13 protein-coding genes are annotated in these 14,753 nt (G+C 72.2%); 6 read left to right on the top strand and 7 right to left on the bottom strand.

The features are described from left to right. Positions 1-110 precede the first annotated feature (110 nt). Positions 111-1,265, top strand: a complete 1,155-nt coding sequence (locus tag ACFPZ3_RS21320; RefSeq protein ID WP_379515930.1) for a DUF418 domain-containing protein — start codon at positions 111-113, stop codon at positions 1,263-1,265. Here ACFPZ3_RS21320 and ACFPZ3_RS21325 read toward each other — a convergent pair. Genes ACFPZ3_RS21325 through ACFPZ3_RS21355 form a run of 7 tightly spaced genes read right to left on the bottom strand, consistent with a single transcriptional unit; the run spans position 1,250 to position 10,355 of the window. After that, on the bottom strand, positions 1,250-2,611 hold the full coding sequence (locus ACFPZ3_RS21325) for an LLM class flavin-dependent oxidoreductase (RefSeq protein ID WP_379515931.1): 1,362 nt from the start codon (positions 2,609-2,611) through the stop codon (positions 1,250-1,252). The genes ACFPZ3_RS21320 and ACFPZ3_RS21325 overlap by 16 nt on opposite strands. Further along, positions 2,608-3,795, bottom strand: a complete 1,188-nt coding sequence (locus ACFPZ3_RS21330; protein ID WP_379515932.1) for an SfnB family sulfur acquisition oxidoreductase — start codon at positions 3,793-3,795, stop codon at positions 2,608-2,610. Before ACFPZ3_RS21330 ends, ACFPZ3_RS21325 begins: the two co-directional genes overlap by 4 nt. Position 3,796: 1 nt before the next feature. Continuing rightward, a complete protein-coding gene (locus ACFPZ3_RS21335) occupies positions 3,797-5,365 on the bottom strand; it encodes a dipeptide ABC transporter ATP-binding protein (RefSeq protein ID WP_379515933.1) in 1,569 nt (522 codons plus the stop codon). Next, a complete protein-coding gene (locus ACFPZ3_RS21340) occupies positions 5,362-6,165 on the bottom strand; it encodes an ABC transporter permease (RefSeq protein ID WP_379515934.1) in 804 nt (267 codons plus the stop codon). The genes ACFPZ3_RS21335 and ACFPZ3_RS21340 overlap by 4 nt, the downstream gene beginning before the upstream one ends. Then, positions 6,162-7,097, bottom strand: coding sequence for an ABC transporter permease (locus ACFPZ3_RS21345; protein WP_379515935.1), 936 nt, complete (start codon positions 7,095-7,097; stop codon positions 6,162-6,164). The genes ACFPZ3_RS21340 and ACFPZ3_RS21345 overlap by 4 nt, the downstream gene beginning before the upstream one ends. Beyond that, a complete protein-coding gene (locus ACFPZ3_RS21350; RefSeq protein WP_379515936.1) occupies positions 7,094-8,731 on the bottom strand; it encodes an ABC transporter substrate-binding protein in 1,638 nt (545 codons plus the stop codon). The genes ACFPZ3_RS21345 and ACFPZ3_RS21350 overlap by 4 nt, the downstream gene beginning before the upstream one ends. Before the next feature lies 1 nt (position 8,732). Further along, positions 8,733-10,355 (bottom strand): ABC transporter substrate-binding protein, encoded by a 1,623-nt coding sequence (locus ACFPZ3_RS21355; protein WP_379515937.1) that lies wholly within the window; start codon positions 10,353-10,355, stop codon positions 8,733-8,735. A gap of 83 nt (positions 10,356-10,438) precedes the next feature. On the opposite strand from ACFPZ3_RS21355, the gene ACFPZ3_RS21360 reads away from it, so the two are divergent. From ACFPZ3_RS21360 to ACFPZ3_RS21380, 5 genes are all read left to right on the top strand, one after another. Further along, positions 10,439-11,632, top strand: coding sequence for an SfnB family sulfur acquisition oxidoreductase (locus tag ACFPZ3_RS21360; RefSeq protein ID WP_379515938.1), 1,194 nt, complete (start codon positions 10,439-10,441; stop codon positions 11,630-11,632). 11 nt (positions 11,633-11,643) lie between these two features. After that, on the top strand, positions 11,644-12,798 hold the full coding sequence (locus tag ACFPZ3_RS21365) for an LLM class flavin-dependent oxidoreductase (RefSeq protein ID WP_379515939.1): 1,155 nt from the start codon (positions 11,644-11,646) through the stop codon (positions 12,796-12,798). Continuing rightward, the gene (locus ACFPZ3_RS21370) at positions 12,795-13,946 is read left to right on the top strand and encodes an acyl-CoA dehydrogenase family protein (RefSeq protein ID WP_379515940.1); all 1,152 of its coding nucleotides are present in this window, start codon (positions 12,795-12,797) and stop codon (positions 13,944-13,946) included. Before ACFPZ3_RS21365 ends, ACFPZ3_RS21370 begins: the two co-directional genes overlap by 4 nt. A gap of 197 nt (positions 13,947-14,143) precedes the next feature. After that, a complete protein-coding gene (locus ACFPZ3_RS21375) occupies positions 14,144-14,485 on the top strand; it encodes a hypothetical protein (protein WP_379515941.1) in 342 nt (113 codons plus the stop codon). A 152-nt stretch (positions 14,486-14,637) separates the two neighbouring features. Next, positions 14,638-14,718, top strand: a complete 81-nt coding sequence (locus ACFPZ3_RS21380) for a putative leader peptide (protein ID WP_379516058.1) — start codon at positions 14,638-14,640, stop codon at positions 14,716-14,718. Positions 14,719-14,753: the final 35 nt, after the last annotated feature.

Here is a 14,753-nt window from a genome sequence, read left to right on the forward strand (position 1 = left end):
CGCCATGAGTGCCGTGACCAAAGACGTATGCCCATCCATCAATCGATGTACGGCGCTTTTCGCTCCGCGGGACGATTCCGGCGGGCCCGCGCGCCAGCAGAGTTGAACGTGTGAGCAGACGTATCGACGCACTCGACGTGCTGCGCGGGGTGGCCATCATGGGCACGCTCGGCACGAACATCTGGATCTTCACCTCCCCTGGCGGCGCCTTGGAGTTCCTCCAGTTCGGTGACGGCGCCGGCGGGGTGGAGACCTTCCTGCGGTTCCTGTCCAACGGTAAGTTCCTCGGCCTGCTGACGCTGCTGTTCGGCGTCGGGCTCGAACTGCAGTACCGCAGCGCGGCGCGCAGGGGCCTGCGCTGGCCAGGACGCTATCTGTGGCGGGCGGCGCTGCTGTTCGCGGAGGGCGTCCTGCACTACGTGCTGGTCTTCGAGTTCGACGTGCTGATGGGGTACGCGATCACCTCCGTGATCGTGGCGTACCTGATAGGCAGGAGCGAACGCGCGACCACCGCGTGGATGATCGCGGTGGGCACCCTGCACCTGGCCGTGGTGGGGCTGATCACCCTGGCCCTCACGACCGGGCAGGGCGGCGTCACGGCGCTCCCCGCGCCGCCCCGGGGCTGGCTCGACCAGGTGGCCTTCCGCCTGGAGAACGTCGCGCTGTTCCGCAGCGAACTGGTCTTCATCGTGCCCATGGGCATCGTGCTGTTCCTGCTCGGCGCCCGTCTGATGCGCGCCGGGGTCTTCGACGAACGCGGCGCAAAGCTGCGGGGGCGGCTGATGGCCGCCGGGCTCGGCCTGGGCGTGCCGCTGAACCTGGCCACCTCCTTCGCGGGCCCGGACTGGTTCATGGTGGACCGCTACCTCGCGGCGCCGCTGGTCGCGCTGGGGCTGCTGGCGTTGGTCACCTCCGTCGTGCTCGGCATGCGGGGCGCGCCGGGCGTGCTGCGCCGGGGGATCACCGGCGTCGGCCGCACGGCGCTGTCCTGCTACGTCTTCCAGAACCTGGCCGCCAGCGTGCTGTGTTACGACTGGGGCCTGGGGCTGGCCGGCCGGCTCGACGGGCTGCGGCCCTGGTGGGTGCCGGTGGCGTGGGCCGGGATCTGCCTGCTGTTCATGGTGTTGTCCTCGTTGTGGTTGCGCCGCTTCGATCGCGGGCCGCTGGAGCTGGCCTGGCAGTGGGCCTACCAGGCGCCGTGGAAGGCCCGCGACCAGGCCAGCGACCAGGCCGGTGACCAGGCCCGCGATCAGGTGCGGCGGTAGGCGGCGCCGGGGTGGGTGGCGGGCAGGCGGTTGACGCCGGGGCCGAGCAGGCGCTCGCGCAGGGTCGTGTCGTCGTACTCGGTGCGGTAGCGGCCCCGCCGTTGCAGCTCCGGCACGACCAGGTCGATGAAGTCCTCGGCCGTGCCCGGCGACAGGTACTGCATGAGGTTGAACCCCGTCGCGCCGGTCTCGTCGGCCCAGCGCTCGATCTCGTCCGCGACGTGCCCCGGCGTGCCCGCCACGAAGAACGGGCCCTTCCCGATCCGGCCGATGGAGTCGAGCACGTCGCGCACCCGCAGGCCCCGGCCGACCAGCGGGCGCACGGCCCGCTCGGTGAAGTCGCCGCCGCGGGCCACGATATCGTCGATCAGCTCGTCCGGCTCGTACGCGGCCAGGTCGATGCCGCTGCCCCGCTGCGCCAGGAAGCCCTCCGGCCTGATGTGCGCCTGCAGGTCGGCGACCTTGGCCGCCACCTCCCGCTGGGTGCGGGCGACGATGACGGACGCGCCGGGGAAGAACGTGATGTGCCCGGGGTCGCGGCCGTGCGCCGCGGCCCGGCGGCGGGTGTCGGCGATGTCCTCGCGCAGCGCCTCCAGCGACGACCCCCCGGTGAAGACCGCCTCGGCGTGCCTGGCCGCGAAGTCCTTGCCGCGCTCGGAGTTGCCCGCCTGGTAGATGACCGGGGTGCGCTGCGGCGACGGCTCCGACAGGTGCGGCCCGGCGACCCTGAAGTGTTTGCCCACGTGGTCGATGGCGTGCACCTTGGCCGGGTCGGTGTAGACGTTGCGCTCGCGGTCGCGCAGCACGGCGCCGTCCTCCCAGCTGCCCTCCCACAACTTGTACAGGACCTCCAGGTACTCCTCGGCGATCTCGTAACGCAGGTCGTGCTCGATCTCGTCGTCCAGGCCGAAGTTGCGGGCCGCGCTGCGCAGGTAGGAGGTGACGACGTTCCAGGCCACCCGGCCCTTGGTCAGGTGGTCGAGGGTGGACATGCGGCGGGCGTGCGCGAACGGCGGCTCGTAGGTGGTGGAGAAGGTCACCGCGAAGCCCAGATGCCTGGTCACGGCGGCCATGGCGGGCACCACGAGCAGCGGGTCGTTCGCGGGGATCTGCACGGCCTCGCGGATCGCGCTCTCGGGCCCGCCCCGGTAGCGGTCGTAGGCCCCGACGACGTCGGCCAGGAAGACGGCGTCGAACAGGCCGCGCTCCAGCAGCCTGGCCAGGTCCGTCCAGTACTCCAGGTCGGTGTAGCGGTGGCGGTTGTTGGCCGGATGGGTCCACAGGCCGTGCTGGATGTGGCCGACGCAGTTCATCTCGAACAGGTTGAAGTGGATGATGCGGCTCATCGGGGGAAACTCCTGGGGGCGATGCCGTTGAGGTGGTAGTTGCCGACGTCGTGCACCTTGGCCCGCCGCGGGTCGTGGACGGTGTGGGTGCGGGCGTTGCGCCAGTGCCGGTCCAGGGCGAGCGGATCGCGTACGGCGCTGGCCCCGGCCAGCTCGAACCATTCGCCGCTCACCCGGTTGGCGGCCCGGTCGGCCTGGGCGCGGGCGGCGGCCATGGCGACGGCCGCCTCGCCCGCGAGCCGCTCGAACTCCTCCGGCGCGGCGGCGCGGGCCCGGTCCACGGCGTCGCCCGCGCTCTCCAGCAGCGCCCTGGCGGCCCTGGTCAGCACGGCCAGCTCGCCGAAGCGCTGCACGACGACGGGGTCCTCGACGACCTTCTCTGGCTGGTTGCCCGGCCAGCCGCCCTTGGTGTAGCCGCGCAGGAAGGCGGCGGCCTCGGCCAGGGCGCCCTCCGCGATGCCGGTGTCGATGGCGGCGTGGATGAGCAGGCCGAAGCTGCGGAAGGTGCTGAGGTCGTCGCGGCGGACCGGCATCACGTGGCCGGCCGGCACGAACACGTCGTCGAGCAGGACGGTGCCGGAGGCCGTCGTACGCTGCCCGAAGCCGTCCCAGTCGTCCACGACGGTCAGGCCGGGGGTCTGTCTCGGCACGAACGCGACCCGGTAGGCGTCACCGTCCTCGTCTGCGAGGGCCGTCACGGGGATCCAATGGGCGAACAGCGCGCCGGTCGAGTAGACCTTGCGGCCCGAGATCAGGTAGCCGTCCTCGTGCGGGCGCAGCCGGGCGCGCTCGCGGGCGCCGTCCTGGCCGCGGGCGTCCACGGCGGCGTTGCCGAGCTGCCTGCCCGCCAGCACCTCGGCGTAGAAGAACTCCTGCTGGGCGGGGGTGCCGTGCTCGCGCAGGGAGTCCACGTACCAGAAGTGGTTCTGCGGGATCTGCCCGATGCTGCCGTCGGCGGCCGACAACTCCCTGATGACGGCGCCGAGCGTCGCGGTGCGCACGCCCGCGCCGCCGTGCGCGGCCGGGACGGTGATGCCGAGCAGCCCGCTCCCGGACAGCGCCGCGATCTCGGCCACCGGCAGGATCCGCTCGGCGTCGCGGCGGGCCGCGCCCTCGGCGAAGCCGCGGGCCAGCTCGCGGGCGACCTCGACGGCCTCCTCATCGGTCTTGATCACATGCGCCATGTCACGCCGCCGCCAATCTCGGGACCGCCGCCACCAGTTCCTTCGTGTACGGATGCGCGGGCTCCAGGAAGACGGTCCCGACCGGCCCCTCCTCGACCACGCGTCCGTCCTTCATCACCAGGACCCGATCGCACAGGTGGTGCACCACGCCCAGGTCGTGCGAGATGAACAGGTAGGCCACCCCTGTCTCCCGCTGCACGTCCTCCAGCAGGTCGAGCACCTGCGCCTGGACCGACACGTCGAGCGCCGACACCGGCTCGTCGCACACGATCACCGAGGGCTCGGGGGCCAGCGCCCGCGCGATGGCCACCCGCTGCCGCTGCCCGCCGGACAACCGCAGCGGGCGCCGGGCGAGGTGCTCGGCCCCGAGCCCGACCAGTTCCAGCAGCTCGACGGAGCGCTCCCGTCGCCGCTGCCGGGGCACGCCCGCCACGGCGAGGGCCTCGGCGAGCACCTTGGCCACGGTGTAGCGGGGGTCGAAGGAGGCCAGGGTGTCCTGGTAGATCACCTGGACGTCGCGCCGCAGGTCCCGGTCGCGCCCGGTCCAGGCGCGTCCGTGCACCTCCACGGTCCCGGTGTCGGGCCGGGTCAGCCCGAGCGCGATCCTGGCCGTCGTGGTCTTGCCCGAGCCGGACTCACCCACGATCCCGAGCGTCTCGGCCGCGCGCAGCGTGAACGACACCTCCTCGACGGCGGCCCGCCCGCCGAAGGACCTGCCGATCCCCTCGGCCCTGACCACGACCTCGCCGGGTTCGCGGCGGGGGCCGGCCGGCCGGGCGTCCGAGAGGCGGGTGCCCTTGGTGTGCTCGGCCGGGATCGCCCGGAGCAACTGCTTGGTGTACTCATGGGCAGGCTCGCTCAGCACCCGCGCGGTGGGGCCCTGCTCGACGATCCTGCCGTCCTTCATCACCGCCACCCGGTCGGCCAGCCGGGCGACCACCGCCAGGTCGTGGCTGATCACCAGCAGCGACCGGCCCTGCTCCTTGATCCCGGCCAGCAGGTCGAGGACCTGCGCCTGGATCGTGACGTCCAGGGCCGTGGTGGGCTCGTCGGCGATGACCAGCTCGGGGTCGGCGGCCAGCGCGGTGGCGATCAGCGCCCGCTGCCGCAGCCCGCCGGACAGCTCGTGCGGGAGCTGCCCGGCCCGCAGCTCGGGATCCGGCACTCCGGCCGCGATGAGCAGCTCGGCCACCCGGGCCCGGCGGGCCGATCCTGACAGGCCGGTGTGGGCGGCCAGCACCTCCTCGATCTCCTTGCCGACCTTGCGCAGCGGGTCCAGCGACACCAGGGCGTCCTGGAGCACGAACCCGATCCGGCCGCCGCGCAGCCGCCGCCAGCCGCGCTCACGCAGCGCGGTCAGGTCCTGCCCGGCGAAGCTCAGCCCCTCGGCGCGCACGCGGGCGCCGTCGCCGGTGAGGCCGACCAGGGTGCGGGCGGTGACGCTCTTGCCCGACCCCGACTCCCCGACCAGGGCCAGGCACTCCCCCGCGCCGATCTCGAACGACACCCCGTGCACGACCTGCGTCGTGCCGAAGGCGACGCGCAGATCGTCCACTTTCACCACGCTCACCAGGTCCTCCCTTCCGATCGCAATCTGAGCGCCCGGCCGACCACGGTCACGCTGATCACCGTCAGCGTGATCGCGGCGCCCGGGAAGACGCCGTACCACCAGGCCCGCGAGATGAAGTTGCGGGCGGTGGACAACATGGAGCCCCACTCGGGCTCCGGCGGCGGCGTGCCGAGCCCGAGGAAGCTCAGCGCGGAGCCCGCCACCAGGGCGGTGCCGACTCCGATGGTGGCCAGGATGAGCACCGGCTTGACCGCGTTCGGCAGCACGTGCCGCAGGATCACGCGCGGCGCGGACAGGCCCAGCGCGTACGCCGCCTCGACGTAGCTCGACCTGCGGATGGCCAGGGTCTGGGCGCGTACGAGGCGGGCGTAGTTCGGGATGTTGGCCACGCCGATGGCCAGCATGGCGTTGCCGGTGCCGCCGCCCGCGACGGTGATGACCACCAGGGCCAGCAGCAGTTCGGGGAAGGCCAGCCCGATGTCCGACAGGCGCATGATGACGTTCTCGACGAGCCGGTTGCCCAGCCCGGCGGCGATGCCCAGCAGCCCGCCGCAGACCAGCGCGACGGCGATCGCGCCGAAGCCGAGCAGCAGCGAGGTCCGGGTGCCGTGCACGATGCGGGCCAGCACGTCCCTGCCGTTCTCGTCGGTGCCCAGCAGGTGCTCGGCGCTCGGCGGCCGCAGCGTCTGCCCGCTGTCCACGGCCAGCGGGTCCTGCCCGGCGAACAGGTGCGGCGCCAGCGCGGCCAGCACCAGGGCCGCCAGGACGGCGGCGGCGAGGACGAGACCGAGGCGCTTCACACGACCTCCTTCAGCCGGGGGTCGATGGCCAGGTAGAGCAGGTCCACCAGGAGGTTGACCAGCACGTAGACCAGGGCGGACAGCAGGACCACGCCGAGCACGACCGGCAGGTCCTTGGCGTTGACGGCCGAGACCAGCAGGCGGCCGATGCCCTGGCGGGTGAAGAGCGTCTCGGTGACGACGGCGCCGCCGAGCAGGGCGCCCACCCAGAAGCCGGTCATCGTGACGAGCGGGGTCAGGGCGTGCCTGAGCGCGTGCCGCAGCCGTACGGTCGTGTCGGCCAGGCCGCGGGCTCGGGCGCTGACGATGAACGGCTCGTCCAGCACCTCCTCCAGCGCCTCCCGCAGCACGTGGCCGAGCACGCCCGCGATCGGCAGCGCCAGGCAGAGGGCGGGCAGCACCAGCGAGGCGGGCCCGTGGCTGCCGGTCGCGGGGAACAGCCGCAGCCCGAAGGAGAAGACGGTCAGCAGCACGATGCCCAGCCAGAACGTCGGCGTCGAGGCCGCCACCAGCTCCGCCGCCGAGGCCAGGCCGCGCAGCCAGCGGCGGCGTTTGGCGGTGGCCAGCGCGACGGCGATCGCCAGGGCCAGGCCCGTGACGGCGGCGGCCAGCGCCAGCTCGATCGTGGCGGCGGCCTGCTCCCCGATGGCCTGGGTGACCGGGGTGTGCAGCCGGTAGGAGGTGCCGAAGTCGCCGTGGGCGATGCGCCACAGGTGGGTGGCGTACTGCTCGTACCAGGGCTGGTCGAGGCCGTACTCGGCTCTGACCTGGGCGAGCACCTCCGGGGTTGGGGCGGCGCCCTCACCCCCGACGACGGCCTCGGCCGGGTCGCCGGGGGTGAAGTGCACCACCAGGAAGGTCAGGGTCGCCGCACCCCACAACACGCCGACCCCGGCCAGCAGGCGCCATCCGATGAACTTGAGCGTCGTCATTCGTCCAGCCAGGTGTCGTAGAAGTACGGCGAGGGGTAGGCGGGGGTGAAGGACAGGTCGCGGACCTTCTTCTGGTAGGCGACCGGGCGCGGGTCGTCGTAGAAGGGGATCGCGGGGACCAGCTCCAGCAGCCTGGCCTGCGCCTGGTTGTACAGCTCGGTCCGCTCGGCCTGGCCGGTGGAGCGCCTGGCCTTCTCCAGCAGGTCGTCGAGCTTGCCGTCGGACAGGCGGGCGACGTTCTGGCCGCGTCGTTCGTCGGTGGTGATGTTCTTGGAGGAGTACTGGATCCACAACACGTCGGCCGTGTTGGTGGCCCACAGGCCGGAGGTCAGGTCGTAGTCGCCCTTGATCGAGCGGTCGCTGAGCTCCTGCTCGGGCGGGGTCTGGAGCTGGATGTCGAGGCCGATCTTCCTGGCGGCGGCCTGGGTCTGCACGGCGATCTGCATGCGCTGGGCGGGGAAGTTCGCGGCGATCGGGAAGTACGCGGTGAGCCGCCTGCCGTCCTTGAGCCGGATGCCGTCCTTGTCCCTGGCCGTCCACCCGGCCTCGTCCAGCAGCTTGTCCGCCGCCGCCGGGTCGTGGGCGATGGTGCCCGCCAGGCCCTTGGCGTAGCCGGGGGTGGAGGAGGTGACGAAGCCCTGGGCGACCTGGTACTCGCCGAAGGAGATGCCCTTGATGATCGAGTCGCGGTCCACGGCGGCCAGCAGCGCCCGGCGTACCTTGACGTCGTCGAAGGGCGCCCGCGAGGTGTTCAGCCAGAACGCCATCGGGTGCCCCGGCCTGATCGCGGTGAGGAAGCCGAGGTCGGGGTTGGCCTTGACGTCGGAGACGTTCTGCGGCGGGGTGAAGTCGATGGCGTCTGCCTCGCCGGCGGCGAGGGCGTTGTAGCGGGTGGCGTCCTCGGTGAGGAAGCGGATCTCCAGCCGCTCCAGGTAGGCGGGGCCGGTGTGCTTGGCGCTCGCCGGGCCCCAGTTGTAGTCGGGGTTGCGGTGGTAGGTGACGCTCTGTCCCTTGGTCCACTTGTCCAGGACGAACGGGCCCGAGCCGATCGGGTGCTCGCAGATGCTCTGCGGGGACTCCTTGATCTGCTTGGGGGAGATCATGCCGAGGTAGCCCTGGGCGAGGATGTCGAGGAAGGGCGAGTACGGCGACGACAGGCGCACTTCCAGCGTGTGCTCGTCGATGACCTTGGCGTCCTTGTACGGCGCGATGTAGGCCGCCGCCAGCGGCGACTTGGTCGCCGGGTCCTTCATGTGCTCGAAGTTGACCTTCAGCGCCTCGGCGTTCCAGGCCGCCCCGTCATGAAATTTCACGCCCTGGCGGAGCTTGAAGGTGTAGGTCAGCCCGTCGTCGGAGACCTGCCAGCTGTCGGCCAGCCACGGCTTGATCGTGCCGTCCGCGTCGAACCACACCAGCGAGTCGGACACCGGGACCGTCGTCACCGGGCCGTCGGAGCTGGAGTTGCCGTGCGGGTCGAGGCAGGTCGGCTCCTGCCCGTTCTCCCCCAGCACCAGCGTGCCGCCCCGCTTGGGGGCTCCGGTGGCGCCGCCGGAGCCCGCGGCGGTGCCACCGCAGCCGGCGAGCAGGAGGAGGCCGGTGAGGATGACAGGGAGGATGGCGAGTGTCTTGGTCATGTCAGCTCACCCAGGTGTCGTGGAAGGTGACCGCGCCGTAGGCGTGGTCCCAGGTCAGCCCGTGCACGCTCGTCTTGGCGGAGACGAGGCTGGGCCGGTCGTAGAGCGGGATGGCGGGCGCGAGGTCGATCAGCCGCGCCTGCGCCCTGCCGTAGATCGCGGCGCGTTCCGCGGCGTCCGTGGTCGCCCTGGCCTGCTCGAAGAGCTTGTCGAGCCGGTCGTCGGAGAGCCTGGTGGAGTTCTGGCCGCGCCGTTCGTCGGTGGTGATGTTCTTGGAGGAGTACTGGATCCAGAGCACGTCCGCCGTGTTCGTGGTCCAGATGCCGACGGAGAGGTCGAAGTCGCCCTTGGCCGTGCGGTCGGCGGAGACCGTCGCGGTGACGTTCTCGATCTTGATCTCGATGCCGGCCTTGGCGGCGGCGGCCTGGGCCTGGACCAGGATCTGCGTGTTCTGCGGGTTCACGCCCGTGTCCAGGGCGACGGCGGTCAGGCGCTTGCCGTCCTTGACGCGGATGCCGTCCTTGTCCTTGGCCGTCCAGCCGGCCTCGTCCAGCAGCGTGGCCGCCTTGGCCGGGTCGTGGGCGATGCCGCCGCCCTGGGCGTGGTCGGGGGTGGAGGGGGTGAGGAAGCCGGTGGCGACCTTCCACTGGCCGAAGGAGACGCTGTCGATGATCGCCTGGCGGTCCACGGCGAGCGTGATCGCCTGGCGCACCTTCTGGTCGCCGAAGGGGGCGCGGCCGGTGTTGAGCCACACCGAGAACGGGTGTCCCGGCCGGTCGACGCTGGTGAAGGCGAGGTCGGGGTTGGCCTTGACGTCCTCGACGCTGGCCGGCGGGGTGTTGTCGATCACGTCCACCTCCTCGGCGAGCAGCGCGTTGTAGCGGGTCGCGTCCTCGGGCAGGAACCGGATCTCCAGGCCGTCCAGGTACGCGGGCCCGTCGCGCCCTGACGGGCCCCAGGCGTAGCCGGGGTTCTTGCGGTAGGTGATGCTCTGGCCCTTGGTCCACGTGCCGAACACGAACGGCCCCGAGCCGACCGGGTGCTCGCAGACGCTCTTGGGGTCCTCCTCGAGCTGCTTGGGCGAGATCATGGCCAGGTACGACTGCGCGAGCACGTTGAGGAAGGCCGAGTAGGGCGAGCTCAGGCGCACCTCAAGGGTGTGCTCGTCCACGACCTCGCTGTCCTTGTACGGGGCGATGTAGGCGGCGGCCAGCGGCGACTTGGTGGCCGGGTCGCGCATGTGCTCGAGGTTGAGCTTCAGCGCCTCGGCGTTCCAGGCCGATCCGTCGTGGAACCGCACGCCCTCCCGCAGGGTGAAGGTGTAGGTCAGGCCGTCGTCCGAGACCTTCCAGGCCGAGGCCAGCCAGGGCTTCAGCGTGCCCTCGGCGTCCTGCCACAGCAGCGAGTCGAAGATCGGCCGGTCGACGACCGTGGTGTTGGTGGTGGACAGCTGGTGAGGGTCGAGGCACGTGGGCTCGTCGCCGTTCTCGCCGAGCACGAGCGTGCCTCCGGACGTGGGCGTGCCACTGCCGGCGGCGGGGGCGGCGGCGGTGTCCGAGCCGCAGGCGGTCAGCGTCGCCGCGATCAGGGCGGTGACCAGCAGCAGTTTCGAGCGGGTGAGCATGGGGGTCCTTAACAGGTATTGCCTACCTGCATTGCAGGGATTACGGTGAACCATAACGTAACACGCAGAACGGACGAAACAACATGACCCACGTGATCGCCGACGACGCCGAAGCGCTCGCGACGGCCCGCGAGCTGGCCGGCGAATTCGCGGCGGAGGCGGCGGCCCGCGACGCGGAGCGCCGCCTGCCGGAACCGGAGCTGGACCGGCTCTCCGCCCGCGGCCTGCTCGCGATCACCGTGCCACGCGCGCACGGAGGCGCGGACGTGAGCGCGCGCACGGTCGCCGAGGTGTTCAGGCTGCTGGCCGCCGCCGACCCCAACATCGCGCAGATCCCGCAGAGCCACTTCGTCTACGTCAACGTGCTCAAGCAGCAGGGCACGCCCGAGCAGCACAAGTTCTTCTTCGGCGAGGTCCTGAACGGCAGGCGGTTCGGCAACGCGCAGTCGGAGGCGGGCACCAAGCACGTCCAGGACTACCGGACCGCGCTGGTCCCGGCCCCCGGAGGCGGCTTCCTGCTGAACGGCACCAAGCACTACAGCACCGGCGCCCTGTTCGCGCACTGGATCCCCGTCCTGGCGCGGCGGGAGGACCAGACGCTGCACGTGGCGTACGTGCCGCGCGACGCCCCCGGCGTGACCGTCGAGGACGACTGGGACGGCATGGGCCAGCGCACCACCGCCAGCGGCACCGTGCGGCTTGAGGACGTGGCCGTGCCCGATGACCGGGTGGTCCCGCACCACCTGACCTTCACCGGGCCGCAGCTCCACGGCGCGTTCGCGCAGCTCCTGCACGCCGCCATCGACGTCGGCATCGCCGGGGGCGCCCTGGAGGAGGCCGTCACGTTCGTACGGACCAAGGCCAGGCCCTGGTTCGAGAGCGGTCAGGAGCGCGCGAGCGACGACCCGCTCGTCATCCAGCGGGCCGGCGAGCTGGCCGTCAAGGTACGGGCCGCCGAGGCGCTGCTCGTCGCGGCGGCGACCGCCGTGGACGCCGCCCTGCACACCACTGGAGACGACCTGACCGACGAATCGGCCGCCGCCGCCTCGATCGCCGTGGCCACCGCCAAGGCCTTCGCCGACCCCGTGGCGGTCGAGCTGGGCAACGCGATCTTCGAGCTGGGCGGCACCCGGTCCAGCCTGCACGGGCTCAACCTGCACCGCCACTGGCGCAACGCGCGTACCCACACCCTGCACGACCCGGCCCGCTGGAAGATCCAGCACATCGGCCGCTACGTGCTCAACGGCCAGTTCCCGCCGCGGCACGGCCTGCTCTAGGAGAGACGACGATGACCCTGACGTTCCACTGGTTCCTGCCCACCTACGGCGACAGCCGTGACGTGGTGGGCGGCGGGCACGGGCTGCCCGCGGGCGCGGCCGGCGGGGCCCGCCCGGCCACCCTGCCCTACCTGCGGCAGATCGTGCAGGCGGCCGAGCAGGTCGGCTTCGAGGGCGCGCTGACGCCCACCGGCGCGTGGTGCGAGGACGCCTGGCTGACCACCGCCATGCTGGCCGACACCACCGAGCGGCTGAAGTTCCTGGTGGCCTTCCGTCCCGGGCTGCTCTCCCCCATGCTGGCCGCGCAGATGGCGGCCACGTTCCAGTGGCACTCGCGCAAGCGGCTGCTGCTGAACGTGGTGACCGGGGGTGAGAGTCACGAGCAGCGCGCGTACGGGGACTTCCTGGACAAGGACGCCCGTTACGCGCGTGCCGACGAGTTCCTGCACGTGGTGCGCTCGTTGTGGGAGGGCAAGACGGTGAGCTTCACCGGCGAGCACCTCCAGGTCGAGGAGGCCCGGCTCAACCGGCTGCCGGACCCGGTGCCCGACATCTACTTCGGCGGCTCCTCCCCCGCCGCCGGACGGGTGGCGGCCAAGCACGTGGACGCCTACCTCACGTGGGGCGAGCCGCCGGACGCGGTGGCCGAGAAGCTCGCGTGGGTGAACGGGCTGGCCGCCGCCGAGGGCCGTACGCTCAGGCACGGCATCAGGCTGCACGTCATCTCCCGCGACACCAGCGAGCAGGCGTGGGCCCAGGCGCGCAGGCTGCTCGACGGCATCGACCCGGTCACCGTCTCGAAGGTGCAGGCCGGGCTGGGGCGCAGCGAGTCCGAGGGGCAGAAGCGCATGCTCGCCCTGCACGGCGGCAAGAGCGACGACCTGGAGATCTACCCCAACCTGTGGGCCGGTGTCGGGCTGGTGCGCGGCGGGGCGGGCACGGCGCTGGTCGGCAGCCATGCCGAGGTGGCCGACCGCATCGAGGAGTACCACCGGCTCGGGCTCAGCGAGTTCGTCCTGTCCGGATATCCGCACCTGGAGGAGGCGTACTGGTTCGGCGAGGGCGTCCTGCCCATCCTGCGGGAGCGGGGCCTGTGGCAGCACCCCGCCGAGCCCGCGGCGGCCGGGCCCGCCTCGATCCCGTTCGCGTCGGCGGGCGCCCAGTGACCACCCTCACGGAGCTGCGGCGGCGTGCCGCCGAGCTCCTCCCAGAACTGGCGGCCGGGGCTGCGGAGCGGGAGCTCGTCCGCGAGCTCCCGCGGGCGCAGATCCGCGCCCTGGCCGCCGCGGGGCTGTTCACCTTCAGGATTCCCGCCGCGCACGGCGGCGCGGGCTCCAGCGTGGCGGACGTCTTCGCCTTCCTCATCGACCTGGCCGCCGCCGACTCCAACATCGCCCAGGCGGTACGCCCCAGCTTCGGCAGGGTCGAGCACCTGCTCAACGCCTCCGAGGCGGAGCGGGAACGCTGGTTCCCCCGCTACCTGGCCGGGGACGTCTTCGGCAACGCGGGCTGGGAGCGAGGCGGCCCGAGCGGCGCCGTGCGCACCCGCATCGGGCGGGACGGCACGGTGAACGGCACCAAGTACTACAGCACCGGCGCCCTCTACGCCGACTGGGTCAGCGCGGTCGCCGTGGACGACGACGGCGAGCGGGTGTTCTTCACCCTGCCACGCGATCGCGAGGGGCTGGAGCTGCTCGACGACTTCGACGGCATCGGGCAGCGGCTCACCGCGAGCGGCACGACCCGGCTGAGCGGTGTCAAGGTGCTGCCCGAGGAGTACGTCAAGCGGCCGGCGGCTGCCGGACGGTCGCCTGTCAGCGCGTACATGCAGCTCTACCTGGGCGCCGTCGAGGCCGGGATCGCCCGGGCGGCGCTCGCGGACGCGGTGGCCTTCACCCGTGAGCGGGCCCGCCCGATCGAGCACAGCGGCGCCGAGCGCTCCGTGGACGATCCGTACGTGCGGCACGCGGTCGGCGAGATCTCCAGCCGCGCCTACGCGGCCGAGGCAGCCGTGCTGCGCGCCGCCGCCGCCATCGACCGGGCCTGGGCCGGGGAGTTGTCACCCGGCCTGCTCACCGAGGCGGCCGTCGAGGCGGCCCAGGCGCAGTTCGTCGCCGTCGAGGCGGCGTTGAAGGCCGCCGAGCTGCTGTTCGACGTGGGCGGCGGCTCCGCGGTGGCCCGCCGGCACAACCTCGACCGGCACTGGCGCAACGCCAGGACCGTCGCCAACCACAACCCGCGCGCCTGGAAGGCCGCCGTCGTCGGCGCCTACCACCTCACCGGCGCGCAACCTCCGCTGAACGGCCTCTTCTGAAGGGATCTCCCTTTTCCGCTGCGGGCGGTCGCCTGACCTGCTCGCAGGCACGGCTCGGGCCTGGCGGTCGCGCTCGGGGAGACCGCCAGGCCATCGGCGTCAGCGTTCTGTTCACGCCGCGGCGTGCAGCCGGGCGCCGGCGGCCTGGAGCAGCACGATGCGGGGCCAGCGCGTCGGCCTCCCGCAGCAGCGGCGCGGTGCTGCCGGGACCGTCGAACTCGGCCGCGCCCCCCGTGGTCCAGGGGCCCAGGGCGAACCGGCGGGCGTGCACGGCGCCGGTCCTGGTGACCAGCCGGCGGTCAGGGAGGTGGACATCGAGCAGCCCGTACGCCTCCCGGCACTCGCCCCTGGCGAACAGCCCGGCGATCAGCGGGTCGGCGCTCTCCCGGACACTCGGCCCGGGGTGGGACGCCTCGATGAGCGCCCGCGCCGTCGTCGATCCCGGGACGGTGGGGCTGGAGGCGCGCCACCGCGGCCGGCCACCGCAGCGGATGGCGGCGAGATTTCGTGATCAGCGACATTGCGCGCTGGCGACGTGACCGTGGTCCACGTGCGGGCGGCGGGTCAGATAGTGGCCCATGACCATGAACCTACGAGCGCCCCTCCCTAAAGTCAACATTTCCTACTGGATATACATGTATTTCTCGATTCCCTATTGCATGTGTCGGGAATCTCGCGGAGGATCAGGGCTGTGAAGAGCTGCGAGCTTCTGGTGGCCCGCCTCCACGTCGACCTCAGACGGCAGGCGAGCGCGCTCTGTGCCAAGCGGTGACCTCCGGGTCCCGCTCCCCGTCTCCCCTTCTCACA

The organism is Nonomuraea insulae (assembly GCF_042656245.1).

Excerpts from the sequence above, each read along its gene's own strand:
- ACFPZ3_RS21325 (WP_379515931.1), bottom strand. The coding sequence starts at position 2,611 with ATGAGCCGCATCATCCACTTCAACCTGTTCGAGATGAACTGCGTCGGC.
- ACFPZ3_RS21330 (WP_379515932.1), bottom strand. The coding sequence starts at position 3,795 with ATGGCGCATGTGATCAAGACCGATGAGGAGGCCGTCGAGGTCGCCCGC.
- ACFPZ3_RS21345 (WP_379515935.1), bottom strand. The coding sequence starts at position 7,097 with ATGACGACGCTCAAGTTCATCGGATGGCGCCTGCTGGCCGGGGTCGGC.
- ACFPZ3_RS21350 (WP_379515936.1), bottom strand. The coding sequence starts at position 8,731 with ATGACCAAGACACTCGCCATCCTCCCTGTCATCCTCACCGGCCTCCTC.
- ACFPZ3_RS21355 (WP_379515937.1), bottom strand. The coding sequence starts at position 10,355 with ATGCTCACCCGCTCGAAACTGCTGCTGGTCACCGCCCTGATCGCGGCG.
- ACFPZ3_RS21360 (WP_379515938.1), top strand. The coding sequence starts at position 10,439 with ATGACCCACGTGATCGCCGACGACGCCGAAGCGCTCGCGACGGCCCGC.
- ACFPZ3_RS21365 (WP_379515939.1), top strand. The coding sequence starts at position 11,644 with ATGACCCTGACGTTCCACTGGTTCCTGCCCACCTACGGCGACAGCCGT.